We start from the raw sequence: 24,846 nt of genomic DNA on the forward strand, positions 1-24,846 counted from the left end.
TGATAAAGGCAGAACCATTTTGCATAGGATTAATCTGACAGTATAGTAGAATTTTAAAGAAATATAAAATGAAGACAAGTAGGTCTTGTCTTCAAGCTATGTTTTTTAGAAAAATTGGATTTACTTATTGCTAAAGAAAAATGGTGGGGTATAATTGCTTAAGGTTTCAAAGCAAGCTTTTGCTCCATCGTTGTCTTCGCAAATGATCAAACAGGTATCATCTCCGCAGACAGTGGCTACGATTTCTGAAATCTGCATAGCATCTAAGATAGAGCCGAATGACTGGGCTAGTCCAGGAAGGGTTTTAAGAACGATTTGATTCTGAACAATTTTTAACATGACCAAGGCGTCTTCCATATAAAAACGCAAGCGATGCTCCCATCGACTCTGAGAAATGGATAAGGTCTCATAGTGTGTAGACTCGCCATTTGAAACTTTAACTAAATTTAGCTCTTTCATATCGCGAGAAAGGGTAGCCTGAGTGATGTGAATTCCGTTTTTTTCCAAGCGACTCTGTAGTTCTTGTTGGGTGTGAATAGTTGTTTCTGAAATTAATGAACGAATGAGTTGGTGTCGAATTTCTTTTTTATTCATATTCGTCTCTTCCTTTAATTTTCTGCAATCAACCCGAGTATATCAAAAAGCTAATCTTCTGTAAAGAATTTTATAGAAACGCTTACAATAGGCTAATCTTTGTGGTAGAATTAGAATAACATAGGGAAGTTGGAGGTTGCATTTGATTAGACGTGAAGATTATCAATATTTAAGAAAATTAAATGATTTTAAATTTTTCTCCATTGAAGAATTTGACAAAATTGTTGGTCAGATGGAGCGCCGAAAGGTACAAAAAGGCCATATTTTGTTTTTTGAAGGAGATAAGCGTGATAAATTATTTTTAGTAACATCAGGTTATTTCAAAGTTGAACAAACCGACCAATCTGGCTCCTTTATATATACGGATTTTATAAGACATGGAACGATTTTTCCCTATGGTGGAATGTTTACAGACGACGCTTATCATTTTTCAGTTGTAGCAATAACAGATGTTACTTACTATTATTTACCCACGGATTTGTTTGAAAAATTTTCAGCAGATAATCCCAGACAAATGGTTCATCTTTATAGTAAATTGTCTCGGTTGTTAGAGTTGCATGAGTTACGAGTTCGTAATTTAATCACTTCTAGTGCTAGCGAACGTGTTATCCAATCTTTAGCTATTCTTTTAATCGAGATGGGGGATGAGGAAAATAAATTACCATTTCAGTTGACCTCAACAGACATTGCCAACATGAGCGGAACAACTCGTGAAACAGTTAGTCATGTCCTAAGTAAACTTAAACGGGAAAAATTATTAGTGAGAAAAAACAAATATTTAACGTTTTTAGATAGAGATTTTTTCTTAAAACATACCTAAGGATAAAAGATACAACTTAATTTTTACTTTTTTAAAATTTATAACTATAAATATTTTCGCAAAAATGTAAAAAACATACAAGAAACCGGATACATTTTAATAAAGTTTCATTTTTTGAATAAAATCAGTAAGCGATTTCACAATGAAAGAGTGAAATTTACCGCATATATTCCTTTGTTAAAAGGTAAACTATGTATGTAAGCAAGATTGAACAAATCTTGAAAGGTGAATTCACACAACTTATCATTTAGAAAGAGGTTAAAAGTTATGACTGCTAAATCACCGATTCATGTTTATTCTGAAATTGGCAAACTTAAAAAAGTTATGCTACACAGACCTGGTAAAGAAATTGAAAATTTAATGCCAGACTATCTAGAAAGATTATTATTTGATGATATTCCTTTTCTAGAAAATGCTCAAAAAGAGCATGATGCTTTTGCTCAAGCTCTTAGAGAAGAAGGTATTGAAGTTCTTTACCTTGAAAAATTAGCAGCTGAATCATTGATTAACGATGATGTTCGCAAAGCTTTTATTGACGAATATATTGAGGAAGCTAACATCAGAGGCCGCTCTACTAAAGAAGCAATTCGCGAGTTACTTTTGTCAATTAAAGATAATCAAGAGTTGATTGATAAAACAATGGCTGGAGTTCAAAAATCTGAGCTTCCAGAAATCTCTGACGATGAAAAAGGATTAACAGACCTTGTAGAATCTGACTATCCGTTTGCGATTGATCCTATGCCAAACTTATACTTCACTCGTGATCCATTCGCAACTATTGGTGAAGGTGTTTCGCTAAATCACATGTTCTCTGAAACTCGTAACCGTGAAACACTTTATGGTAAATACATTTTCACTCACCATCCTGAGTATGGTGGTAAAGTGCCAATGGTTTACGATCGCAGTGAAAATACTCGTATTGAAGGAGGAGATGAGCTCGTTCTTTCTAAGGATGTTTTAGCAGTAGGTATTTCACAGCGTACTGATGCAGCATCTATTGAAAAACTTTTGATCAATATCTTCAAAGAAAACCTAGGCTTCAAAAAAGTATTGGCCTTTGAATTTGCTAACAACCGTAAATTTATGCATTTGGATACTGTTTTCACTATGGTTGACTATGATAAATTCACAATTCATCCAGAGATTGAAGGTGACTTGCGCGTTTATTCCGTAACTTATGAAAATGATAAACTTAAAATTGTTGAAGAAAACGGTGACTTAGCAGAACTTCTTGCTGATAATCTAGGTGTTGACAAAGTTGAGTTGATTCGTTGTGGTGGTGATAATATTGTTGCTGCTGGACGTGAACAATGGAACGACGGTTCTAATACTTTAACAATTGCACCAGGTGTTGTAGTCGTCTATAATCGTAACACTATTACAAACGCTATCTTAGAATCTAAAGGTTTAAGACTTATTAAGATTGAAGGAAGTGAACTTGTTCGTGGTCGTGGTGGACCTCGTTGCATGTCAATGCCATTTGAACGTGAAGACTTATAATATCGCCTTTCAATAGGATGAAACGAGTCAGAGGCTCGGGTTAATTCATACTCTACTGACGATAGTTAGTATCTTTCATAAATAAAGTAGTAGTGGATTAACTAAAGACTATTGTCCCCTTACTATATAGTAAAAACACATAGTGTATGTGGAAGTCAGGTCTAACCATTAGGGCGCTTCCTTATCCGTTAGAACTTGATTTCCCATAACGCTATATGTCTAAAATAGCGAGATAGTAAAATCTCAACAAAACCTAAAATTTTATATTTTGAAGGAGAAAGAAAATGACTCAAGTATTCCAAGGACGTAGCTTCTTAGCTGAAAAAGATTTCACACGTGAAGAATTTGAATACCTTATTGATTTAGCAGCTCACTTAAAAGACCTAAAAAAACGTGGTATTCCACATCACTATTTAGAAGGAAAAAACATTGCCCTTTTATTTGAAAAAACTTCTACACGTACTCGTGCAGCATTTACAACTGCAGCAATCGATCTAGGAGCACACCCTGAATACCTCGGTGCAAATGATATCCAACTTGGTAAAAAAGAATCAACAGAAGACACAGCAAAAGTTCTTGGACGTATGTTCGACGGTATTGAATTCCGTGGATTCAGCCAAAGAATGGTTGAAGAATTAGCTGAGTTCGCAGGAGTTCCAGTATGGAATGGTCTTACTGACGAATGGCATCCAACCCAAATGCTTGCTGACTACCTTACTATCAAAGAAAACTTTGGTAAACTTGAAGGAATCACACTTGTGTATTGTGGTGACGGACGTAACAACGTTGCTAACTCACTTTTAGTTGCAGGTACTATGATGGGGGTTAACGTACATATCTTCTCACCAAAAGAATTATTCCCTGATGAAGAAATTGTTAAGCTAGCGGAAGGCTATGCTGAAAAATCAGGAGCACACATTTTAGTTACCGATAACGCAGATGAAGCTGTCAAAGGTGCAGATGTCTTCTACACAGACGTTTGGGTTTCTATGGGCGAAGAAGATAAATTTAAAGAACGTGTTGAATTACTTCAACCTTATCAAGTTAATATGGAACTTGTTAAAAAAGCTAATAACGACAAACTTATCTTCTTACACTGCTTACCAGCGTTCCATGATACAAAAACTGTCTATGGAAAAGATGTCGAAGAAAAATATGGCGTATCTGAAATGGAAGTTACTGATGAAGTCTTCCGTAGCGATTTTGCAAAACATTTTGATCAAGCTGAAAACCGTATGCATACTATTAAGGCTGTTATGGCAGCAACTCTTGGAAATCTTTTCATTCCAAAAGTGTAATAGCTATCTGATACTCCCTAATTAATTAATACTTAACTTTACTAATTTAACTATTTAACAAAATACATTAGGTAACTCCTTATACCTACAGTAATGAAAGACTTTATTTAACTCCTTATAATTAAAGTAACAAATAAAATGTAATTATTAAATACAGTCGTTCTGGTTCTGGCGGCCTTGACCGGAACTGGGGCGACTGATTTTTATTGAAAAAGAGGTAAATTCTTATGGAAGAAAAAAAACGGGGTTTTAAAATTCCTTCTTCTTACACTGTCCTTTTCCTTATTATTGCTATTATGGCAGTTTTAACATGGTTTATTCCAGCTGGTGCCTATGATACTGCAAAAGATGGCAGTGTTATTTCTGGCACATATCATGCTGTTAAATCTAATCCTCAAGGAATTTATGATGTCTTTATGGCTCCTGTTCGTGGGATGTTAGGGACTGATAAAACAGAAGGTGCTATCCAGGTCTCCTTCTTTATCTTAATGGTAGGTGGTTTCCTTGGTGTAGTTAACAAAACTGGTGCTCTTGACCAAGGGATAGCATCAATTGTTAAAAATAATAAAGGTAGAGAAAAAATGCTGATTGCTATTTTGATTCCTATCTTTGCACTTGGGGGAACTACTTATGGTATGGGTGAAGAAACAATGGCTTTTTATCCCTTACTTATCCCAGTAATGATTGCCGTTGGTTTTGATACACTTGTGGCAGTAGCTATTGTTTTAATAGGCTCACAAATAGGTTGTTTGGCTTCAACGATTAATCCTTTTGCAACTGGTGTTGCTGCTGATGCCGCTCATGTAAGTATTGCTGATGGTATGATTTGGCGTTTTATTCAATGGGTTGTTTTAGTTGCGATTTCAATCTGGTTTGTCTATGGATATGCAAGTAAAATCGAAAAAGATCCAAGTAAGTCATTAGTTGCTGACAAAATGGCAGAACATAAAGAATTTTTCAAACTTGAAAATACCGACATGGACATGTCTAAAAAACAAAAACATGTTATTTGGGTCTTTATTTCTGCCTTTATCATTATGATATTGAGTTTGATCCCATGGGAAAAATTTGGTGTTAAACTTTTTGCAGATATTAATGCTTGGCTTACAGGCCTACCTGGCTTTGGTACAGTCTTTGGTAAAAGCGTTGCTCCACTGGGAACTTGGTATTTCCCAGAAATTACCATGCTCTTTATTATGATGGGAATCTTGGTAGCAATGGTTTATAAAATGTCTGAAGAAGATTTCATTTCCTCATTTATAGCAGGGGCTGCAGATCTTCTCAGTGTTGCCATTATTTGTGCTGTTGCTCGTGGTATTCAAGTTATTATGAATGATGGTATGATTACATCTACTATCCTTTCATGGGGTGAGAAAGGACTTTCTGGACTTTCATCTCAAGTCTTTGTCTTATTGACTTATCTATTCTATCTGCCAATGTCATTTTTGATTCCATCTACTTCAGGTCTTGCTGGAGCAACAATGGGAATTATGGCACCTTTAGGCCACTTCTCAAATGTACCAGCTCACCTTGTTATCACGGCTTTCCAATCTGCTTCGGGTGTCCTTAATATGATTTCGCCAACATCAGCTATCTGTATGGGTGCTCTTGCTATTGGAAAAATAGACCTCACAACATGGTGGAAATTTGTCGCTAAATACATGGCAGTTGTTATCGTTGCAAGCGTGGCAATCCTAATGATAGCTTCATTTTTTAGCTAAGAGAAGTTAAGCTATATGGAGGTATAGAAATGGAAACGTATATTACAGAAAGTCATCAAGAGGCTTGTGTTAAAGCTATCAAAGACATCGTTTCCTTCCCTTCTGTTCGTCAGGAAGGGGAGAACGGGACCCCCTTTGGACAGGCGATTTTAGATGTTCTTAAGCATACCCTTACCCTATGTGAAAAGCTTGGGTTTAATACAGTTATTGATCCTGAAGGTTACTATGGTTATGCAGAATTAGGTGATCAAAAAGAAATGCTCGCTATTCTCTGTCATCTTGATGTTGTTCCGGAAGGAGACCGTTCGTTGTGGCATACAGATCCCTTTGACTGTATTGAAAAAGACGGTCATCTCTATGGTCGTGGTACTCAGGATGATAAAGGTCCTACGATGATGGCCTTATTTGCCGTCAAAGCTCTAATGGATGCGGGAGTTACTTTTAATAAGCGGATTCGCTTTATCTTTGGAACTGACGAGGAAACCTTATGGCGTTGTATGGATCGTTATAATGAACGTGAAGAACAGGCAACCTTTGGCTTTGCTCCTGATTCAAAATTTCCTTTGATTTATGCAGAAAAAGGCTTGTTACAGGCTAAATTAACAGGTTCTGGAAGCGAAGCACTTACCCTCGAGGTTGGTAATGCTTATAATGTTGTCCCTGCTAGGGCCAGCTATAGCGGGAACCTATTTCAGGAAGTAACATCAGAATTAGATAAACTAGGATTTGAGTATGTCACAAATGATGAACAATTAACAGTTTATGGACTAGCTCAACATGCTAAAGATGCACCACATGGTATCAATGCCTTGGTACGCTTGGCTAAAGCTCTTTTACCATACACAGATAATCAAACTATTGCCTTTTTAGCCAATGTCATTGATGAAGATGGCAGAGGCTTAAATATATTTGAAAATATTGAAGATGAACCATCAGGAAGTTTATCATTTAATGCTGCTGGCTTGACTATAGATAAAGAAAAGACAGAGATTAGGCTTGATATTCGTATTCCTGTTTTAGCTGATAAAGATCAGCTTGTGGCAACCTTGAGTGAAAAGGCGCAAGCCTATGGCTTAGCTTATGAAGAATTTGATTATCTTGCGCCACTCTACGTTCCAGTTGATAGTGAATTGGTAACAACTTTAATGTCTGTCTATCAGGAAAAGACGGGCGATACTAGCCCAGCTATTTCTTCAGGAGGAGCCACCTTTGCACGAACTATGCCAAATTGTGTGGCCTTTGGAGCAATGTTCCCAGATTCAATTCAAACTGAACATCAAGAAAATGAAAATATCGTATTAGCAGATGCTTATCGGGCAATGGAAATCTATGCCGAAGCTATCTACCGACTAACAAGATAATAAGGAGAAATTTCGTATGACTAAACAAAAAATTGTTGTTGCTTTAGGTGGAAATGCCATTCTTTCAACTGATGCTTCAGCTAAAGCTCAACAAGAAGCTTTGGTTTCAACATCAAAATCACTTGTTAAACTCATTCAAGACGGTAATGAAGTTATTGTAACTCATGGTAATGGTCCACAAGTTGGAAATTTACTTTTGCAACAAGCGGCTGCTGATTCTGAAAAAAACCCTGCGATGCCTTTGGATACTTGCGTTGCCATGACTGAAGGAAGCATTGGTTTTTGGCTTGTCAATGCGCTTGATAATGAGTTAAAAGCACAAGGTATTGAGAAAGAAGTAGCAGCAGTTGTGACGCAGGTTATTGTTGATAAAAATGATACAGCTTTTACCAATCCAACTAAGCCAATTGGACCGTTCCTTTCAGAAGAAGATGCTAAAAAACAAATTGAAGAAACTGGTGCAAGCTTTAAAGAAGATGCTGGACGTGGTTGGCGTAAAGTTGTGCCATCTCCAAAACCAGTTGGCATTAAAGAAGCTAACGTAATCCGCAGTTTAGTTGATTCAGGTGTTGTGGTTATCAGCGCTGGTGGCGGAGGTGTCCCAGTGGTCGAAGATCCAGCAACTAAAGTTCTTACAGGTGTTGAAGCTGTTATTGACAAAGATTTTGCTTCTCAAACCCTTTCTGAGCTTGTGGATGCTGATCTCTTCATCGTTTTGACAGGTGTGGATAATGTGTATGTAAACTTTAATAAACCTAATCAAGAAAAATTAGAAGAAGTGACTGTTTCACAAATGAAAGAATACATTGGTCAAGATCAATTTGCACCAGGAAGTATGTTGCCAAAAGTTGAAGCAGCCATTGCCTTTGTTGAAAATAAACCAGAAGCTAAAGCAATCATTACTTCACTTGAGAATATTGATAAAGTACTTTCTGAAAATGCTGGTACACATATTATCGCAGGTTAAATTGGCAAAAGATAAGAATTATTAAAATTGTCAATAAAGGCTAAATTTTCTAAATTTAGCCTTTTCTTTTAAGTTTTTTCAGTGTATAATTAGCTTTATATTTTTCAGCTTAGGAATTTAATCATGCTAAGAATGAAGAATCCTGACTAAGTCAGAAAAAATAATATAAGGAGGAGCTATGAAAAAAAGCTTTATTCATCAACAAGAGGAAATTTCCTTTGTTAAAAATACTTTCACGCAATACTTAATTGCTAAGCTTGATGTTGTTGAAGTGCAAGGGCCTATCTTAAGTCGGGTCGGGGATGGTATGCAAGATAATCTCAGTGGTATTGAAAATCCTGTATCTGTCAATGTACTTAATATTCCAGAAGCTCAATTTGAAGTTGTCCATTCTTTAGCCAAATGGAAGCGTCATACTTTAGCGCGATTTGGATTCAACGAAGGAGAAGGTCTTGTTGTTAATATGAAAGCCCTCCGACCTGATGAGGATTCTTTAGATGCCACTCACTCTGTCTATGTTGACCAATGGGATTGGGAAAAAGTTATTCCTGATGGGAAACGCAATCTGGCCTATTTAAAAGAGACAGTGGAGACAATTTATAAGGTGATTCGCTTAACGGAATTGGCTGTTGAAGCACGCTATGACATTGAGGCAGTTTTGCCTAAAAAAATAACATTTATTCACACTGAGGAGTTGGTTAAAAAGTACCCTAACCTCACGCCAAAGGAGCGTGAAAATGCTATTACTAAAGAGTTTGGTGCTGTTTTTTTAATCGGTATAGGTGGTGTTTTGCCTGACGGTAAACCTCATGATGGCCGTGCTCCAGACTATGATGATTGGACTACTGAATCCGAAAATGGCTATCGGGGATTAAATGGAGATATTCTAGTTTGGAATGATCAGCTACAATCTGCGTTTGAACTGTCTTCCATGGGGATTCGTGTTGATCAGGATGCTTTAAAACGACAGGTAGCTATTACTGGCGATATGGATCGGCTAGCATTTGATTGGCATAAAGCTTTATTAAATGGACTCTTTCCCTTATCAATTGGCGGTGGAATTGGTCAATCACGGATGGCTATGTTTCTTTTACGGAAGAAGCACATTGGTGAAGTACAAACATCTGTATGGCCAAAAAAAGTACGTGAAACTTACGAGAATATTCTATAAAAAAGCAGTTTTTAACTGCTTTTTTATCGTTAACAGCATCAGCCTTATTTTGTTAACGATAAAAACTTGGCTACTTCTAGATTTTTGATATAATAAGGGTTATGAGAATTGTATCTGGTGAATTTGGTGGACGGCCACTTAAGACCCTCCCTGGAAAAACAACAAGGCCCACTTCGGACAAAGTTCGAGGTGCTGTGTTTAATATGATTGGTCCTTATTTTGAGGGGGGACGCGTTTTAGATTTATTTGCTGGCTCAGGAGGGCTGGCTATTGAAGCAGTTTCTCGGGGGATGTCTCAAGCTATACTAGTTGAAAGAGATCGTGGAGCACAAGCTATTATTCAAGAAAACATCAAAATGACGAAGTCGGAAAGTCAATTCCAGCTTTTGAAGATGGATGCTCAACAAGCACTTTTGCAATTAGATCATGCCTTTGACCTGATTTTTTTAGATCCTCCTTATGCTAAGGAGGAAATTGTGGCTACGATAGAGCTTTTAGACCAAAAAGCTTTACTGGGCCCCGAGGTCATGGTTGTTTGTGAGACTGACAAGTCTGTTCAACTGCCTGAGGAAATAGGATCAGTCGGAATTTGGAAAGAAAAAATTTATGGAATTAGTAAGGTAACCGTTTATGTCAGATAAAATTGGGCTTTATTCAGGTTCATTTGATCCAGTGACCAATGGTCATATGGATATTATAGAACGTGCTAGTCATCTTTTTGATCATTTATATGTGGGTGTCTTTTTTAATCCAAATAAAGAAGGTTTCTTTTCATTAGATATGCGGGTTCGTATGTTAGAAGAAGCCTTGACTCATTTAGACAATGTTTCTGTAGTGTCAGCACAAGATAGTTTAGCAGTTGCCTTAGCAAAGCAACTAGATGTAACACATTTGGTTCGTGGTTTGCGAAATCCAACCGATTTTGAGTATGAATCTAATTTGGAGTACTTTAATCACCGTCTAGAACCAAGTATTGATACTGTTTATTTTATTTCACGGAATATCATGAGTCCTATCAGTTCAAGTCGTGTCAAAGAGTTAGTTCACTTTAAATCCTCGATTGAAGGCTTAGTCCCTCAACCTGTTATTGATCAATTGGAGCGTATGAATGAAGATAATTAAAAAAGTCAAATGGTGGTTAATTAGTATTCTGGCAGTAGTTGCCCTCTTATTTGCCCTCTTTTTCCCTTTACCTTATTATATTGAAATGCCTGGCGGTGCTTACGATATTCGTTCAGTACTCCAGATAAACAATAAGAAGGATAAGGAAAAAGGCTCTTACAATTTTGTAGCGGTTAGTTTGAGTCGAGCTACCTTTGCGCAAATCCTTTATGCTTGGGTAACGCCATTTACAGAGATTTCATCTGTAGAAAATACAACTGGTGGTTACAGTGCAGCAGATTATATGCGTATTAATCAATATTACATGGAGACCTCTCAAAATGGAGCTATCTACCAAGCTTTAAAATTAGCTGGAAAACCTGTTTCATTAGACTATTTAGGTGTTTATGTTTTGGATGTTAATAAAGATTCAACTTTTCGTGGTGTTTTAAATATTGCAGATACAGTTACAGGAGTCAATAAAAAGGAATTTAAAAGTTCAGCTGATCTCATTAAATACGTTTCAAGTTTGAAACGAGGTGAACAGGTAACGGTTCAATACACTACTGGTAATGAGAAAAGATCCAAAAGTGGTAAGGTCATTAAGCTAAAAAACGGTAAAAATGGTATTGGTATTGGTTTAACAGACCACACAAAAGTACATACAGACGAAAAAATTGAGTTTTCAACAGAAGGTGTAGGTGGGCCAAGTGCTGGACTTATGTTTACACTGGATATTTATGATCAACTGAATCAAGAAAATCTGCGTAAAGGTCGTCGTATTGCAGGTACTGGAACAATTGATCAAGATGGTAAAGTTGGTGATATTGGTGGTGCAGGTTTAAAAGTCGTGGCTGCAGCCAAGGAAGGTGCAGAGATTTTCTTCGTGCCTAATAACCCAGTTGATAAGCGTATCAAAAAAGTGAAGCCAAATGCAAAGACCAATTACAAAGAGGCCTTAGATGTAGCAAAAAAATTAAAAACCAAGATGAAAATCGTCCCAGTTAGAAATGTTAAAGAAGCTATTGCTTATTTGCAAAAGACTGAATAATGACTACATTAGTAAAAAGCTCATATATTTAAACAAAAACTTCTAGATTATTCTGGAAGTTTTTTGACTTTAATAAAAAAATAAGTCCGCTATACTAGTATGTGTAAGCGATTACAACTAGGAGTTCATATGAATATCAGACAAATTAGCTTATTACGAGATTTGATTGCGCAAGATCAATTTGTGACAGCAGCTTACTATGCTCAAATGTTTAACGTTTCGACTAAGACAATTTATAAGGATATTAATTGCCTTAATCACGTATTAGTTCAACATCAGACTGTCATTGAAAGGAGACCGCATTTCGGTATTAAATTAGATATCAGTAAAAATGAAGGGCAGAGACTTCTAAGAAGCCTTCAGGAGTCTCGTTCACAGAACCAGAAAGCTTTTAGAGACAGTGTTGATTTTCGGGAACTTGAACTTATTAAGGAGTTAGGTTTTGGCGATTGTCAGATTGATATTTTGGATTTCGCATTGGACCACTTTATTAGCGAAGCATCTGCTAAGCGGGACCTTGAGAAATTATTACCTTTGGCAAGTCACTATGGTGTTAGTTTTCAAAAGAAGCAGGGTAGGATAAGTTTAGAGGGTAAGGAGTCTGAGATTAGAAAGTTTTTACGACATACCATTGTTGAACGTGTGAAGAAGAAAGATGAAGAGTTATCTTTTCAGAATTTAGTTAAAGTTTTTAACCATTATGATGTGTTCTTAATTGAAGAACAGTTAACTCTCTTTGCGAGGCGATATCATTTTGAAGTTAGTGATATTTATAAATGGTATTTTATATTGGATGCTTGTATAGCTAATCAACGATTTCGTAAAGGTAAGTTAATCAACCGAATTAATATAAATGATTTTACCTCTGTTCAAGATTATGAAATGTATTTGTTAGCTACAGAATTTTTATCAGCTATTTTTGGCTTATCACATGACATTCTCCCACAAAATGAAATATTGGCTATGATGACTAGCTTAATTGCTACCGGATATATTCGTGATGGTCATTACCTGAATGAAACTTTTGATCAGGTGGTTTCCAACCTTGTAGGAGAAGTCAGCAGGCTTATCAATCTTGATTTAAGTGAAGATAAGCATCTCAAAAGCATGTTATTAGTGCATATCCAACCTATGATTTATCGTTTAAAAAATAAGGTTCTTATTTCCAATCAAATGACTGAGGTTATCAAAGCTCAGTACAGTGTCTTATACCATTTAGTCTGGTTAGCTTCCAAGGACATTTCAAAACGGTTTAATGTTCATTTAAATGATGCTGAAATTTCGTTTCTAACCATTCATTTTGAGGTAGCCATTGAAAGAAAATTAAAGCCTTTAAAAATATTTGTTATTTGTCCCCATCATTTAGCAACTTCAGAATTAATTATGGTTCAACTACGTAAAATTATTTCACCCTTAGATATATTACAAGCTATTGAAATTAGTGATTTGAAAAAGCTAAAGTTGTCAGAAACAGACTTGGTCATCAGTTCAGTTGATATTTCAGATTTAAAGATTCCTTTTATTTTTGTTAGTAGTGTGATAACACCACAACAACTTCAGTTGATTCAAACTCAATATGCAAATTTCTCCCAAGGAAATTCACAGATGATATCTTATCTCCAAAATAATGACATGATTATTCAATCTATGATTCGTCATTTATTGGACGATGCTGTTTATCTCAGAAAATCTTTTAAATCAAAGACAGAATGTATTGATTATATGGTGTCATTTTCAGAACGTGACAATAAAGAAAATCCTAATTTTAAGAAATCAATAATAGAGCGTGAAATTCTTGGTAATACCAGTGTTTATACAGGTATAGCTTTACCACATGCAAATCCAGAAGAGGTTAAAAAGTCTCAATTAGTCATTTTAACATTAGATAAACCCATAAAATGGGGAACAAATTATATCAAAGTTGTGATGTTAATTGCTATTGAAAGTTCAGAAGTAACCCTGTATCGTGATGCCTTAATCAGTATCTATGCCAAAATTGATAGTAAAGCCTATATTGATGCTCTTTGGAACGCTGAGAGTCAGTCAAGTCTCGTTAAGGCTTTATTTAAGGACGTTACTTATTAAAATAATGAAGGAGAATATATGAGTGATATTGTTTCACAATTAGTGCGTGAAGACTTGATCAATCTTCAGGTAAAAGCCAATGATAAATCTCAACTGCTAGAGATTCTTTCAGATGATCTTTATCAAAAAGGATATGTATTAGATAGTTTTAAAGAGGCTCTTATTAAACGAGAAAGAGAGTTTCCAACTGGCTTACAACTAGAAGAAATTGCAGTGGCGATTCCCCATACTTATGCTCAGCACATAAGAGCCCCATTTATATATATTAATCAGCTTGAGGCTCCGGTATCATTTATCCAAATGGGAACTGACGAAGAAGAAGTTCAAGTTTCTTATGTCATTATCCTTGGTATTTCGAAGCCTCAAGAACAGACGGGACTTTTAGCCGAATTGATGGAAATTTTTGGAAATGCTGATTTTATCAATCAGATACAGATGGTAAATTCAAAAAAAGACTTGTATAACTTATTTAAAACTCAAACGATTATAGGAGGTTATTGAAATGAAACGTATAATTGTAGCTTGTGGTTCTGGTGTTGCAACCTCACAAACGGTAGCTTCAAAGGTCGGTCGGTTATTAAAAGAAGCAGGAGTAGCTTGTGAAATTGAGGCAGTAGATATGAAATCATTAGACCAGTTTCTTAAAAATGCAGATGCATATATCTCGATAGTTAAACCTAAGAAAGATTATGGCATACCTGTTTTCAATGGCGTTGCTTTCCTAACGGGTATAGGGCAAAAAAAAGAGTTAGATAATATTATTGCTTTTATTAATCAATAGAGGAGAAAACGATGGATATCTTGAAAACTGTTATTCAGTATATTTTAGATTTAGGTGCGGCCGTATTTGTACCATTTCTGATGCTAATTGTTGGTCTCCTAATGAAGATGAAGTTTAGAGATGCATTCACTTCTGCCTTAACCTTAGGGATTGCTTTTACAGGAATGGGAATACTTGTCAATTTTATTATGACAAGCATGGGCGCGGCTGCCAATGATCTCACTAAACATACTGGTCTGTCATTACCAGCAGTAGATATTGGTTGGCCGGGGGCGGCTTCAATTTCTTGGGCATGGCCTTATGCTTTCTTAATGTTTCCGCTACAATTGGGGATCAATTTTCTAATGTTAATGACTAATCAGACGAAAACTTTAAACGTTGATTTATGGAACGTTTGGAATAAGATATTTACAGCTGTTATTGTTACTTACTTTACAAATAATGTTTTCTTCGGTTTTTTAGCTGCTACTATTATTATCATCTTAGAACTCAAATTAGGAGATGCTTTTGCGCCAGAAGTGGAGCGTTTAACAGGCATTCCGGGTGTGACAGTTCCTCATTTTATTACCTTAATAGCGGTGCTGCTACACCCTATTGATGAACTATTGAAGAAAATTCCACTTCTTAACAAGCAGTTTGATGCGGATACGCTAAAGGAAAAAATAGGGGTATTTGGAGAAAATTCCGTTATGGGTGCAATTATCGGTCTTGCCTTAGGGATTGCATCAGGAAATGGCTTGCAATATGCTTTAACATTGGCAGTTCAAGCAGCGACAGCCTTGACCCTTTTCCCGATGGTATCAAAACTTTTTTCACAGGCTCTGTCTCCTATCTCTGAAGCAGTTTCTGAATTTATGCGTGACAAGTTCCAAGATCGAGAAGTCTATATTGGCTTAGATTGGCCAATTCTAGGCGGACGGAATGAACTTTGGGTTGCAGTTATTCTGACTATCCCATTTCTATTGATTGGTTCTATCACTTTGCCACACAATATTGTTTTACCATTTGCCGGTATTATTAATCTTTCATTTGTGGTGGGAGCATTATTGTTAACAAATGGAAATGTATTACGGATGATTATCCATGGGTTGATTTCGACACCACTCTTTTTATACGGTGCGACTTATTTTACACCTTATATGACTCGCTTAGCTAGAGAAACAGGGACACTTGGGAAGGCCACTCATGGAATGGTCTCTTGGTCATCTTTTGAGGGACCAGATATACGTTATCTCTTAGCAACTATGTTCAGAGGAAACCTTATTTCAATAGTACTTTTTGGCCTATGGATTGCTTTATATATCTGGCTTTTGAAGGATCGTAAAACTTATAACGATAGTATAGAGGTTTAAGAGTAAAAAAGCATGGTCTTATTGTTTTATTCACCATAGCTTATTGACCTGATATTATGCTGCGCTAGCATTGAGTTTATCGGGTAACTTAGTCACAAGCTTATACTTAGTTATCAAAATAGAAGGCGAAGCTTCAGAATAAGAAACTCAAAAGAAAGGAAGTTTACATGAAGTATCCAGATTATATTGATGGTTTAATCACTTTAACTTATGACATGTGGAAAAAAGGTTGGGATGAGTATAATGGAGGAAATGTCAGTTATCGTTTAAAAGAATCAGAAGTAGCTAATTTGAGCGAAGATTTAGCACTTACAGATTATGTCACTTACCATGATGAGGTGGAAGTTGAGGTCATGGATATTCCCCAGAATATGCAAGATCAATACTTGCTGATCTCCGCCTCTTGGAGTCATTTCCGTCATCTCAAAAATCAGCCAGCAAATGATTCTGGAATTATCCGATTAACAAAAAAAGGTTATATCAAAATTGCAGGTTTTAACGATGGAAAACGTCCAACAAGTGAAATTTTTATGCATATTCTCGCTCACTCCGCTCGCTTGGAGCAAGATGACAAGCAAAGAGTTGTCGTCCATAATCATGCAACTAATCTAGTGCTTTATTCACTATTAAATGACGTTAACAGTCGCAGTCTAACATTGGATTTATGGTCTGTGTTAACAGAATCAATTATTGTTTTTCCAGATGGCATCGCCGTATTACCGTGGGAAGTGCCAGGGACAAAACAAATTGGCATAGACACAGCAAGAGAATTAGCAAGACAACGCCTTGTTGTGTGGGCTAAGCATGGTGTCCTATCAACAGGAAGAGATTATCAAGATTGTTTTGGTTTAATTGAAACAGCTGACAAAGCAGCTAAGTTAGCTCTCAATTTACAAAAAATTAGCCAAAAGCCACTATCAGAATGCAATATCTTAAGCTTTAACAATTTAAAAGACATTTGCCAAGCTCTTGAAATAAAGGCTACTTATTTAGATGATTAATAAAATATATTAAGAAACTTCTAGATAAACCTAGAAGTTTTTCAATTATAGAAATTTAGTAAAATAAAGACAAAACTTGACAAAATAATTAATAAGTTTACTCAGATAAATTATCAAAAACAGTTGACACACATATAGAAAACGGTTACAATATTTTTGTGAGAACGATTCCACAATTGAAAAAGGAAGGAGTATTTGATGCCAACCATTAAAGAAGTTGCTGAAGAAGCTGGTGTTTCAAAATCAACAGTATCGCGCTATATTTCGAAAAATGGGTATGTTTCAGATGCTGCTAGAGAAAAAATAAAAGAAGCAATTACCAAATTGCATTATAGCCCTAACGTCATTGCTCAATCCTTAAAAACCAACAGGAATCAATTAGTTGGTTTGCTATTACCAGATATTTCAAATCCTTTTTTTCCACGTTTAGCACGAGGGGCAGAAGTTTATTTAAAAGAAAAAGGTTACCGTGTGATGTTAGGTAATATTTCGGACAGTAAAACATTAGAAGAGGAATACCTGAATGTTTTATTACAAAATAGAGCAGCTGGCATTATTACCACACATGATTTCACAAAGGATCATCCTGAAATTGATATTCCTGTTGTAGTAGTGGACCGTGTCGATAAAGATAGTCGCTATGGCGTTTTTTCAGATAGCCAGGCTGGGGGTTACCTAGCAGCTGAAGTTATTTGGAAGGCTGGTACTAATAAAGTTTTACTAATAAGAGGACCATTGGATTTAGCTGACAATATAAATGAACGTTTCAAAGCTAGTTTAACTTTCTTGACTAGTAAGAAAGTTGACGTTCATATTTGTGATAGTAAAAGCTTTGACTTTGATGATATTCAATCAGAAGCAAAACATTATTTAGATCAGTTTGTAGGAATTGATAGTATTATCGCACCATCTGATATCCATGCTATTGCATATATTCACGAATTACATTCACGTGGTAGACGCATTCCTGATGAAGTGCAAGTTATAGGATATGATGATATTTTAATGAGTCAGTTTATTTATCCCTCATTATCAACTATTCATCAAGCTTCTTATCGGATGGGTTACAATGCTGCAGAGCTAGTTTATAAAATTGCCAATCATTTGCCCATAGAAGAAGAACGCATTAAATTACCGGTTCATTATGTTGAACGAGAAACAGTTAGGAGGAAATATGAGTAAAATTGTCATAATTGGAAGTATCTCAATGGATTTAGTCATGATGACAAATCGCATCGCAAAAGAGGGTGAAACCGTCTTTGGAGAATCTTTCTCAATGGTTCCTGGTGGAAAAGGAGCTAATCAGGCGGTAGCTGTCGGCCGACTCTCATCACCAAGTGATCAAATTTCAGTGTTAGGGGCGGTGGGAAATGACTCATTTGGTCCAATTCTTTTAGAAAATCTCAAAGCTAATCATTTACGTGTAAACCATGTGGGAACGATCTCATCTTCTTCTGGAATTGCTCAAATTACACTCTTTAATCATGATAATCGAATTATCTATTGCCCAGGTGCAAACGGACTAGTAGCTACTTCGAACTGGTCTGAGGAGTGGCAGCTGATAGCAGAAGCTGATCTTGTTATCTTACAAAATGAGATTCCACATCAGGCGAATATGGCAATTGTTCATTATTGTCATCAAAAGGGGGTAAAGGTTCTTTATAACCCCGCACCAGCTAGAGAAACGGATTCAGAAATGATACCTTTTGTTGATTTTCTAACTCCAAATCAACATGAATGCCAGGCCTTGTTTCCAGATCAAGAGCTATCAGAAGCTTTGCAAAACTATCCTAACAAATTAATTGTTACCTTGGGTAAACAGGGAGCAACATATTTTGATGGTCAAGAAACTCAGGTGATTCCTGCTATAAAAACAGATGCTGTGGATACGACTGGAGCGGGTGACACCTTTAACGGTGCTTTTGGCTTAGCCATAACAAAACAACTTAGTATCACAGATGCTTTAAAATTTGCAACTTTAGCAGCACATCTCTCTGTTCAAAAATTTGGAGCGCAAGGTGGTATGCCAACGATAGAAGATATGAAAGGACATCCAGAATATGTTGAAAGATGGGATTTTGAATAGTGATTTGGCCAAATTGGCTGCAGATTTGGGACATACGGATCGTGTTTGCATTGGCGATTTAGGTTTACCCGTGCCAGAAGGTGTCGCTAAAATTGATTTAGCCCTTAAACCGGGTTATCCGAGTTTTCAGGAAGTGTTGGATATCTATTTGGAGCATATTAAGGTTGAAAAAATTATCCTAGCAGAAGAAATCAAAAGCATTAATCCAGAACAGCTAGAGACTGTGTTAGCAAAGTTAGATGGTGGGGTTGAAGTCGAATATGTCAGCCATGAGGAGCTAAAGCTCTTGAACAAAGGGGTCAAGGCAATTATTCGAACCGGAGAAAACACGCCTTATTCCAATATTATCTTACAGTCAGGTGTAACCATTTAGAAAGGAACTCTCATCATGAAAGTTGAAATGAGGGATATTTCCAAATCATTTGGAAATAATAAGGTTTTAGAAAAGATTGATTTAGTGATAGAATCGGGTCAGATTCATGCATTAATGGGAGAAAATGGTGCTGGAAAATCAACTTTAATGAATATTTTGACTGGGCTATTCCCTGCAACGTCAGGTCAAATTTTTATTGATCATCATGAAAAAACCTTTGCTAACCCACAAGAGGCAGAAAAATTTGGAATTTCGTTTATTCATCAAGAGATGAATACTTGGTCAGAAATGACGGTTCTGGAAAATCTTTTTCTTGGTCGAGAATTAAAAACAAAATTGGGTCTGTTAGACCAAAAAGCTATGCGAATCAAAGCAAATGAAGCTTTTGAGCGATTAGGTGTTAAGATTCCATTGAACAAAGCTATTGGTCAGTTATCTGTTGGTCAACAACAAATGATTGAAATTGCCAAATGTTTACTAACAAAAGTATCAATTCTTATTATGGATGAGCCGACAGCTGCTTTGACGGATCGTGAAACAGAAAATCTCTTCCGAGTTATTAGGAGTTTAAAACAAGAAGGTGTAGGCATTATTTACATTTCTCATCGCATGGAAGAAATTTTTAAAATTACAGATTTAGTGACTGTTATGCGTGATGGTATTGTTGTTGATACAGTTGAAACAGTTAAAACTAACCCTCATGAGCTCGTACGTAAGATGGTTGGACGTGAACTTAATGATTTTTATCCTCAAAAAAATGCTGAAATTGGAGATATTGCCTTTGAGGTTAAAGACCTGAACAGTCAAGCATTTAAAAATGTTTCCTTTGCTGTTAGAAAAGGAGAGATTCTCGGATTCTCAGGTTTGATGGGAGCAGGACGAACAGAAGTTATGCGTAGCATCTTTGGTTTGGATAAAAAAGAATCAGGTGCTATTTTGATCAATGGGCAAGAAGTAACAATTAATAATCCAGCACAAGCCATTGCAAAAGGAATTGGATTTCTGACAGAAGATCGCAAAGATGAAGGTTTAATCCTTGATTTTTCAATAAAAGATAATATGACTCTACCAAGTTCTAAAGAATTTGTTAAAAATGGGCTATTTGATGAAAAAACAAGTCGTACTTTTAGCCAACAATTGATTGACCGTTTCCGGATTAAATCTGGTAGTCCACAATTACCAGTTGGAAACTTATCAGGCGGAAATCAGCAGAAGGTTGTCCTAGCCAAGTGGATTGGAATTGCTCCTAAGGTTTTGATTTTAGATGAGCCAACACGAGGTGTTGATGTAGGTGCTAAAAGGGAAATTTATCAACTTATGAATGAACTTGCTGAAAGAGGTGTTCCAATCATCATGGTGTCTTCAGATTTACCAGAAGTTCTGGGTGTCAGTGATCGCATTATTGTCATGCATGAGGGTCGTATTACTGGACAATTAACTAAAGAAGAAGCAAGTCAAGAAAAAGTCATGCAACTAGCAACAGGAGGAGAATAAGGGTGAAAAAAGTAATGAATTATATATCAGAGTTGACGACTCTGGTAGCGCTGGTAGGATTGATGGTTGTTATTACGATGATTAATCCAAACTTTTTAACAACAAACAATTTGCTTAACTTATTGTTGCAAGTTACTGCCAATGGCTTTATTGCATTTGGGATGACCTTTGTCATCTTAACAGGTGGTATCGATTTGTCAGTTGGGTCAATATTAGCCCTGTCAAGTGCTCTAACAGCGGGTATGATAGCGAAGGGGATTCCCGTAGGCATAGCAGTGCTTATGGCTCTAGTACTGGGGGGGATTTTTGGTATGTTGAATGGCTTGTTCATCTCTTATGGAAAACTAGCCCCCTTTATCGTGACTTTAGCAACAATGACCATTTTTCGGGGAGCAACTCTTGTTTATACTAATGGGAATCCGATCACAGGAGGTCTATCAGATAGCTTTCTTTTCCAGTTTATTGGTCAAGGTTACCTATTTGGCATACCATTTCCAGTAGTATTGATGTTTCTTATTTTTCTTATCTTGTATGTTCTTTTACATAAAACTGCCTTTGGGAAATCCGTATACGCGCTGGGAGGGAATGAAAAAGCAGCGTATATCTCAGGTGTTAAGCTCAATAAAGTAAAAATTATTATTTATACCATTTCTGGTATGATGGCTGCTATGTCAGGTTTGATTATTACGTCACGTTTAAGTTCTGCCCAACCCACCGCAGGGACCAGTTATGAGATGGATGCCATCGCAGCTGTTGTCTTAGGAGGAACGTCGCTTTCAGGTGGTAAGGGTCGAATTATCGGAACCTTAATTGGGGCACTAATTATCGGGGTACTTAATAATGGTTTAAACATTATTGGTGTTTCAGCCTTTTGGCAACAGGTAGTAAAAGGTATTGTTATTCTGATAGCAGTCTTACTTGACCGCTTCAAGGTAGCAAAAGCTTAGCTATTTATAGAAAAGAATAAAAAATAAAAAGGAGTTTCACATGAAATTTGGAAAAAAACTTGGCTTTTTAGCCCTATTATTATCAATGGTTCTCGTGCTAGGGGCTTGTGGGAAAACAGGCTTAGGTAATTCTTCTGACTCAAGTTCAAAAGAAGTCACTAAAAAAGCAGCTAAAGATTTGAAACTAGGTATTTCAATCTCTACAACTAACAATCCGTACTTTGTTGCTATGAAAGATGGTATTGATAAGTATGCAGGAAGCAAGAAAGTTAGTGTTAAAGTTGCGGATGCTCAAGATGATGCAGCACGCCAAGCAGATGATATTCAAAACTTTGTTAGCCAAAATGTTGATGCAATTCTAATTAACCCAGTTGATTCAAAAGCTGTTGTTACTTCAATTAAAGCTGCTAACTCTGCTAATATTCCTGTTATTTTAATTGACCGCGGCAGTGAAGGTGGTAAAGTTCTCACAACGGTTGCTTCCGACAACGTAGAGGCTGGGAAAATGGCTGCTGAATTTGTTGTTAAAGAGTTAGGTGAAAAAGCAAAAGCTTTTGAACTTTCAGGTGTTCCGGGTGCTTCAGCAACTGTAGACCGTGGTAATGGTTTTAATAAAGTTGCGAAAGAAAAATTAGATATTTTATCTAGTCAGTCAGCAAATTTTGACCGCGCTAAAGCATTGAATACAGCGCAAAATATGATTCAAGGTCATAAGGATGTTCAAGTTATCTTTGCACAAAATGATGAGATGGCTCTAGGTGCAGCACAAGCCGTTAAGTCCGCTAGCTTAAAAAATGTGGTAATTGTGGGAATTGATGGTCAGCCAGACGCCCATGAAGCTATTAAAAAAGGTGATTTGACCGCTACAATTGCCCAACAGCCTGCAAAAATGGGAGAAATTGCAATTCAAGCAGCTATTGATCACTATCAAGGAAAAAAAGTTGAAGCAAAAACAGTATCGCCAATCTATTTAGTAACTAAAGATAATGTTGATAAATACAACTGGTAATTTTTGAGAAGGAACATTTCAATGTTCCTTTTTACTTTGGAATTTTAAAATGGCAAAGCTTGAAAGAAAATCAAAAGTCAGAAAACAAAGAAGAAACATGCTATACTATGATTAGTTTAAGACGATAGCTCTGCAAAACTGATTAGAGGAGACAGAAAGGTAGTTCTATGGTAGAATCCATTCGAATCTTACATCTGAATGACTTACATTCTCATTTTGAAGCTTACCCTAAAATAGAGCGTTTTTTTGCTGAAGCATCAAAAACAAGTGCAGAAGTCATCAAGGTTGATATTGGTGACAATATTGATTTAAGTCATCCTTTGACAGAGGCCACACAAGGAAAAGCAAATGTTCAGTTAATGAATCAATTGGGGATACAGTATGCTACTATTGGAAATAACGAAGGAATTGGCCTAAGTAAAGATGCTCTCAATCAGGTCTATGATGATGCGAATTTCACAGTCATTCTTGGTAATATGACCGATGAGTATGGGAGACCTAAATGGTCCAAGCCCTATCATATTCATCAAACAAAGGCAGGTAGCAAAATTGCGTTGTTAGCTTATACTTTTCCTTATTATAAAACCTATCAACCCAATGGCTGGCAGATTGAAAATCCTATTGAAAGTCTGAAAAGGGATTTAGAGCTTCCAGAAGTAGCATCAGCGGATATTCGTATTTTACTTAGTCATTTGGGAATTCGGATTGACGAGGCTATTACCAAAGAAGTGACTGGTCTTGATTTAATTATTGGGGCCCATACGCATCATGTTTTTGAAGATGGAGTCTGTTTAAATGGAACATACATGGCGGCAGCTGGTAAGTACGGACAATATGTGGGGGAAATTAATCTTAGTATTGATAATCGCAAGATTTCAGCTATTGAAATGATTGCTCATGAAACCAGTCATTTTGCTAGTCAGAAAAAAGATCAAGACTTTATTAAGGGACTTATCAAGGAAGGGAAAAGACTTCTAGAGCAAAGAAAAATTTGCAAAATAAGTCATCGCTTGAATTTTGAGGATTCTCTTACCTTGATCATGTCAGCGATGAAAGATTATGCTAAGGCAGAAACTTGTATTATCAATTCAGGCCTTTTGTTGAAAACATTCGATAGTTTTTTGACAGCAGAGCAGTTACATGCTGCCTTGCCTCATCAAATGCGCTTGGTCAGGTTGCAATTGAATGGTGAAACTTTCCAAAGAATTTGTCATGATATTTATAGTAAAGAAGCATTATTGAAAAATCAGGAAATAAGAGGTATGGGCTTTCGAGGGAAATGTTTTGGGCAACTATATAGTGATGGCTTTACTTACAAAAACGAAAAAATAGTGTATAATGGTAAAGTTATGGATAAGTCGGACAATATTAGTTTGGTCCTAGTAGATCAATATTATTTTGCCTCTTATTTTCCAAGTGTAAAGGAATCAGAAGCAGAATTATTGTTTCCGGATTTACTGAGAGAAGTTGTTGAAAAGTACCTCATAAAAAGAAGTGAGAGATATACGAAAGGAGCCCGATGAAAAAAGAGATTTCCCCTGAAATGTACAATTACAATAAATTTCCAGGGCCAGAATTTATTGCTTTTGACAAAATAGTCAAAAGTGATCAATTGGAATTTTCCCTCATAGAGAATGAGAAAGATGCCTTTAATGCTACGGCATTTAGTCAGCGTTTTACAGAGATTTTACTTAAATATGACTACATTGTTGGTGATTGGGGTAACGAACAGTTACGGTTAAAAGGCTTTTATAAAGATTCCAATGAGGTAAAAAAATCTAATCGGATTTCGCGACTAGAAGATTATATTAAAGAATTTTGTAATTTTGGTTGTGCTTATTTTGTTTTAGGAAACAGTCAACCTGTTGAGATTAAATATGAAGAGGAAAGAAGTCCTCGCCGTCGAAAGAATCATCGTTCAAACAATCGGAAAAGAACGACAGTTAAAGAAAATGTCAAAGCTAGACCTAAATCTAAAGAAAAAGTGATTGAGAAAGAAAAAACTTTTCAAAAAGTGTCAGGTCGAAAACGTAAAGATTCTGTTAAAACACATTCAAAGAAAAATGATTCTAAACAAACCAGAGCACGTGAAGCTTCTAATGACCATTTTATTATCAGAAAGAAGGATAAGTAA

24 protein-coding genes are annotated in these 24,846 nt (G+C 36.3%); 23 read left to right on the top strand and 1 reads right to left on the bottom strand.

Annotated features, from left to right (window positions below; all coding sequences use genetic code 11):
• Nucleotides 1-120: 120 nt before the first annotated feature.
• The gene (locus DQM45_RS02485; RefSeq protein WP_003082727.1) at nt 121-594 is read right to left on the bottom strand and encodes an arginine repressor; all 474 of its coding nucleotides are present in this window, start codon (nt 592-594) and stop codon (nt 121-123) included.
• Nucleotides 595-736: 142 nt separating this feature from the next.
• Between DQM45_RS02485 and DQM45_RS02490 the strand changes: the two genes are divergently transcribed.
• The 23 genes from DQM45_RS02490 to DQM45_RS02600 all read left to right on the top strand — a co-directional run bounded on the left by DQM45_RS02490 (nt 737) and on the right by DQM45_RS02600 (nt 24,846).
• Nucleotides 737-1,414 (top strand): Crp/Fnr family transcriptional regulator, encoded by a 678-nt coding sequence (locus DQM45_RS02490; RefSeq protein WP_003084845.1) that lies wholly within the window; start codon nt 737-739, stop codon nt 1,412-1,414.
• 267 nt (nt 1,415-1,681) lie between these two features.
• On the top strand, nt 1,682-2,914 hold the full coding sequence (gene arcA / locus DQM45_RS02495; RefSeq protein WP_003083226.1) for an arginine deiminase: 1,233 nt from the start codon (nt 1,682-1,684) through the stop codon (nt 2,912-2,914).
• Nucleotides 2,915-3,198: 284 nt separating this feature from the next.
• Complete coding sequence (gene argF, locus DQM45_RS02500) at nt 3,199-4,212, top strand: ornithine carbamoyltransferase (RefSeq protein ID WP_003083426.1); 1,014 nt, start codon at nt 3,199-3,201, stop codon at nt 4,210-4,212.
• Between the two features lie 227 nt (nt 4,213-4,439).
• Nucleotides 4,440-5,933, top strand: a complete 1,494-nt coding sequence (locus DQM45_RS02505; RefSeq protein ID WP_003085925.1) for a YfcC family protein — start codon at nt 4,440-4,442, stop codon at nt 5,931-5,933.
• Nucleotides 5,934-5,962: 29 nt separating this feature from the next.
• Nucleotides 5,963-7,294 carry a dipeptidase gene (locus tag DQM45_RS02510; protein WP_003084021.1) on the top strand — a complete coding sequence of 444 codons (1,332 nt, stop codon included), beginning with the start codon at nt 5,963-5,965 and terminating at the stop codon, nt 7,292-7,294.
• A 16-nt stretch (nt 7,295-7,310) separates the two neighbouring features.
• Complete coding sequence (arcC, locus tag DQM45_RS02515) at nt 7,311-8,261, top strand: carbamate kinase (protein ID WP_003082752.1); 951 nt, start codon at nt 7,311-7,313, stop codon at nt 8,259-8,261.
• Nucleotides 8,262-8,439: 178 nt separating this feature from the next.
• On the top strand, nt 8,440-9,432 hold the full coding sequence (gene asnA / locus DQM45_RS02520; RefSeq protein WP_003084554.1) for an aspartate--ammonia ligase: 993 nt from the start codon (nt 8,440-8,442) through the stop codon (nt 9,430-9,432).
• 101 nt (nt 9,433-9,533) lie between these two features.
• A complete protein-coding gene (gene rsmD / locus DQM45_RS02525) occupies nt 9,534-10,073 on the top strand; it encodes a 16S rRNA (guanine(966)-N(2))-methyltransferase RsmD (RefSeq protein ID WP_003084138.1) in 540 nt (179 codons plus the stop codon).
• Nucleotides 10,063-10,554, top strand: a complete 492-nt coding sequence (coaD, locus tag DQM45_RS02530) for a pantetheine-phosphate adenylyltransferase (protein ID WP_003084074.1) — start codon at nt 10,063-10,065, stop codon at nt 10,552-10,554. Before rsmD ends, coaD begins: the two co-directional genes overlap by 11 nt.
• Nucleotides 10,541-11,584, top strand: coding sequence for a SepM family pheromone-processing serine protease (locus tag DQM45_RS02535; protein WP_003082628.1), 1,044 nt, complete (start codon nt 10,541-10,543; stop codon nt 11,582-11,584). Before coaD ends, DQM45_RS02535 begins: the two co-directional genes overlap by 14 nt.
• A gap of 129 nt (nt 11,585-11,713) precedes the next feature.
• The gene (locus DQM45_RS02540) at nt 11,714-13,669 is read left to right on the top strand and encodes a BglG family transcription antiterminator (RefSeq protein WP_003084642.1); all 1,956 of its coding nucleotides are present in this window, start codon (nt 11,714-11,716) and stop codon (nt 13,667-13,669) included.
• 27 nt (nt 13,670-13,696) lie between these two features.
• The gene (locus DQM45_RS02545) at nt 13,697-14,170 is read left to right on the top strand and encodes a PTS sugar transporter subunit IIA (protein ID WP_039985002.1); all 474 of its coding nucleotides are present in this window, start codon (nt 13,697-13,699) and stop codon (nt 14,168-14,170) included.
• Nucleotide 14,171: 1 nt separating this feature from the next.
• The gene (locus DQM45_RS02550) at nt 14,172-14,450 is read left to right on the top strand and encodes a PTS sugar transporter subunit IIB (RefSeq protein WP_003083266.1); all 279 of its coding nucleotides are present in this window, start codon (nt 14,172-14,174) and stop codon (nt 14,448-14,450) included.
• A gap of 11 nt (nt 14,451-14,461) precedes the next feature.
• Nucleotides 14,462-15,802: a PTS galactitol transporter subunit IIC gene (locus DQM45_RS02555; RefSeq protein WP_003085397.1), complete on the top strand. Its 1,341-nt coding sequence runs from the start codon at nt 14,462-14,464 to the stop codon at nt 15,800-15,802.
• Nucleotides 15,803-15,969: 167 nt separating this feature from the next.
• Nucleotides 15,970-16,803, top strand: a complete 834-nt coding sequence (gene rhaD / locus DQM45_RS02560) for a rhamnulose-1-phosphate aldolase (protein ID WP_003083745.1) — start codon at nt 15,970-15,972, stop codon at nt 16,801-16,803.
• Between the two features lie 198 nt (nt 16,804-17,001).
• Nucleotides 17,002-17,985, top strand: coding sequence for a LacI family DNA-binding transcriptional regulator (locus tag DQM45_RS02565; protein ID WP_003083314.1), 984 nt, complete (start codon nt 17,002-17,004; stop codon nt 17,983-17,985).
• On the top strand, nt 17,978-18,889 hold the full coding sequence (gene rbsK, locus DQM45_RS02570; protein WP_003084616.1) for a ribokinase: 912 nt from the start codon (nt 17,978-17,980) through the stop codon (nt 18,887-18,889). Before DQM45_RS02565 ends, rbsK begins: the two co-directional genes overlap by 8 nt.
• Entirely contained in the window at nt 18,864-19,262 is a 399-nt protein-coding gene (gene rbsD / locus DQM45_RS02575; protein WP_003083104.1) for a D-ribose pyranase, read from the top strand. The genes rbsK and rbsD overlap by 26 nt, the downstream gene beginning before the upstream one ends.
• A gap of 15 nt (nt 19,263-19,277) precedes the next feature.
• On the top strand, nt 19,278-20,756 hold the full coding sequence (locus DQM45_RS02580; protein ID WP_003083796.1) for a sugar ABC transporter ATP-binding protein: 1,479 nt from the start codon (nt 19,278-19,280) through the stop codon (nt 20,754-20,756).
• A 2-nt stretch (nt 20,757-20,758) separates the two neighbouring features.
• On the top strand, nt 20,759-21,703 hold the full coding sequence (locus DQM45_RS02585; protein ID WP_003085430.1) for an ABC transporter permease subunit: 945 nt from the start codon (nt 20,759-20,761) through the stop codon (nt 21,701-21,703).
• Nucleotides 21,704-21,743: 40 nt separating this feature from the next.
• Nucleotides 21,744-22,712, top strand: a complete 969-nt coding sequence (locus tag DQM45_RS02590; protein ID WP_003085781.1) for a substrate-binding domain-containing protein — start codon at nt 21,744-21,746, stop codon at nt 22,710-22,712.
• Nucleotides 22,713-22,879: 167 nt separating this feature from the next.
• Nucleotides 22,880-24,235, top strand: coding sequence for a bifunctional metallophosphatase/5'-nucleotidase (locus tag DQM45_RS02595; protein WP_003083594.1), 1,356 nt, complete (start codon nt 22,880-22,882; stop codon nt 24,233-24,235).
• Complete coding sequence (locus DQM45_RS02600) at nt 24,232-24,846, top strand: YutD family protein (protein ID WP_003084763.1); 615 nt, start codon at nt 24,232-24,234, stop codon at nt 24,844-24,846. Before DQM45_RS02595 ends, DQM45_RS02600 begins: the two co-directional genes overlap by 4 nt.

The sequence above is a fragment of the Streptococcus porcinus genome, assembly GCF_900475415.1.
GTDB classification, from domain to species: Bacteria; Bacillota; Bacilli; order Lactobacillales; family Streptococcaceae; genus Streptococcus; species Streptococcus porcinus.

Excerpts from the sequence above, each read along its gene's own strand:
- DQM45_RS02485 (WP_003082727.1), bottom strand. The coding sequence starts at position 594 with ATGAATAAAAAAGAAATTCGACACCAACTCATTCGTTCATTAATTTCA.
- arcA (WP_003083226.1), top strand. The coding sequence starts at position 1,682 with ATGACTGCTAAATCACCGATTCATGTTTATTCTGAAATTGGCAAACTT.
- argF (WP_003083426.1), top strand. The coding sequence starts at position 3,199 with ATGACTCAAGTATTCCAAGGACGTAGCTTCTTAGCTGAAAAAGATTTC.
- DQM45_RS02505 (WP_003085925.1), top strand. The coding sequence starts at position 4,440 with ATGGAAGAAAAAAAACGGGGTTTTAAAATTCCTTCTTCTTACACTGTC.
- DQM45_RS02510 (WP_003084021.1), top strand. The coding sequence starts at position 5,963 with ATGGAAACGTATATTACAGAAAGTCATCAAGAGGCTTGTGTTAAAGCT.
- arcC (WP_003082752.1), top strand. The coding sequence starts at position 7,311 with ATGACTAAACAAAAAATTGTTGTTGCTTTAGGTGGAAATGCCATTCTT.
- asnA (WP_003084554.1), top strand. The coding sequence starts at position 8,440 with ATGAAAAAAAGCTTTATTCATCAACAAGAGGAAATTTCCTTTGTTAAA.
- rsmD (WP_003084138.1), top strand. The coding sequence starts at position 9,534 with ATGAGAATTGTATCTGGTGAATTTGGTGGACGGCCACTTAAGACCCTC.
- coaD (WP_003084074.1), top strand. The coding sequence starts at position 10,063 with ATGTCAGATAAAATTGGGCTTTATTCAGGTTCATTTGATCCAGTGACC.
- DQM45_RS02535 (WP_003082628.1), top strand. The coding sequence starts at position 10,541 with ATGAAGATAATTAAAAAAGTCAAATGGTGGTTAATTAGTATTCTGGCA.
- DQM45_RS02540 (WP_003084642.1), top strand. The coding sequence starts at position 11,714 with ATGAATATCAGACAAATTAGCTTATTACGAGATTTGATTGCGCAAGAT.
- DQM45_RS02550 (WP_003083266.1), top strand. The coding sequence starts at position 14,172 with ATGAAACGTATAATTGTAGCTTGTGGTTCTGGTGTTGCAACCTCACAA.
- DQM45_RS02555 (WP_003085397.1), top strand. The coding sequence starts at position 14,462 with ATGGATATCTTGAAAACTGTTATTCAGTATATTTTAGATTTAGGTGCG.
- rhaD (WP_003083745.1), top strand. The coding sequence starts at position 15,970 with ATGAAGTATCCAGATTATATTGATGGTTTAATCACTTTAACTTATGAC.
- DQM45_RS02565 (WP_003083314.1), top strand. The coding sequence starts at position 17,002 with ATGCCAACCATTAAAGAAGTTGCTGAAGAAGCTGGTGTTTCAAAATCA.
- rbsK (WP_003084616.1), top strand. The coding sequence starts at position 17,978 with ATGAGTAAAATTGTCATAATTGGAAGTATCTCAATGGATTTAGTCATG.
- rbsD (WP_003083104.1), top strand. The coding sequence starts at position 18,864 with ATGTTGAAAGATGGGATTTTGAATAGTGATTTGGCCAAATTGGCTGCA.
- DQM45_RS02580 (WP_003083796.1), top strand. The coding sequence starts at position 19,278 with ATGAAAGTTGAAATGAGGGATATTTCCAAATCATTTGGAAATAATAAG.
- DQM45_RS02590 (WP_003085781.1), top strand. The coding sequence starts at position 21,744 with ATGAAATTTGGAAAAAAACTTGGCTTTTTAGCCCTATTATTATCAATG.
- DQM45_RS02595 (WP_003083594.1), top strand. The coding sequence starts at position 22,880 with ATGGTAGAATCCATTCGAATCTTACATCTGAATGACTTACATTCTCAT.
- DQM45_RS02600 (WP_003084763.1), top strand. The coding sequence starts at position 24,232 with ATGAAAAAAGAGATTTCCCCTGAAATGTACAATTACAATAAATTTCCA.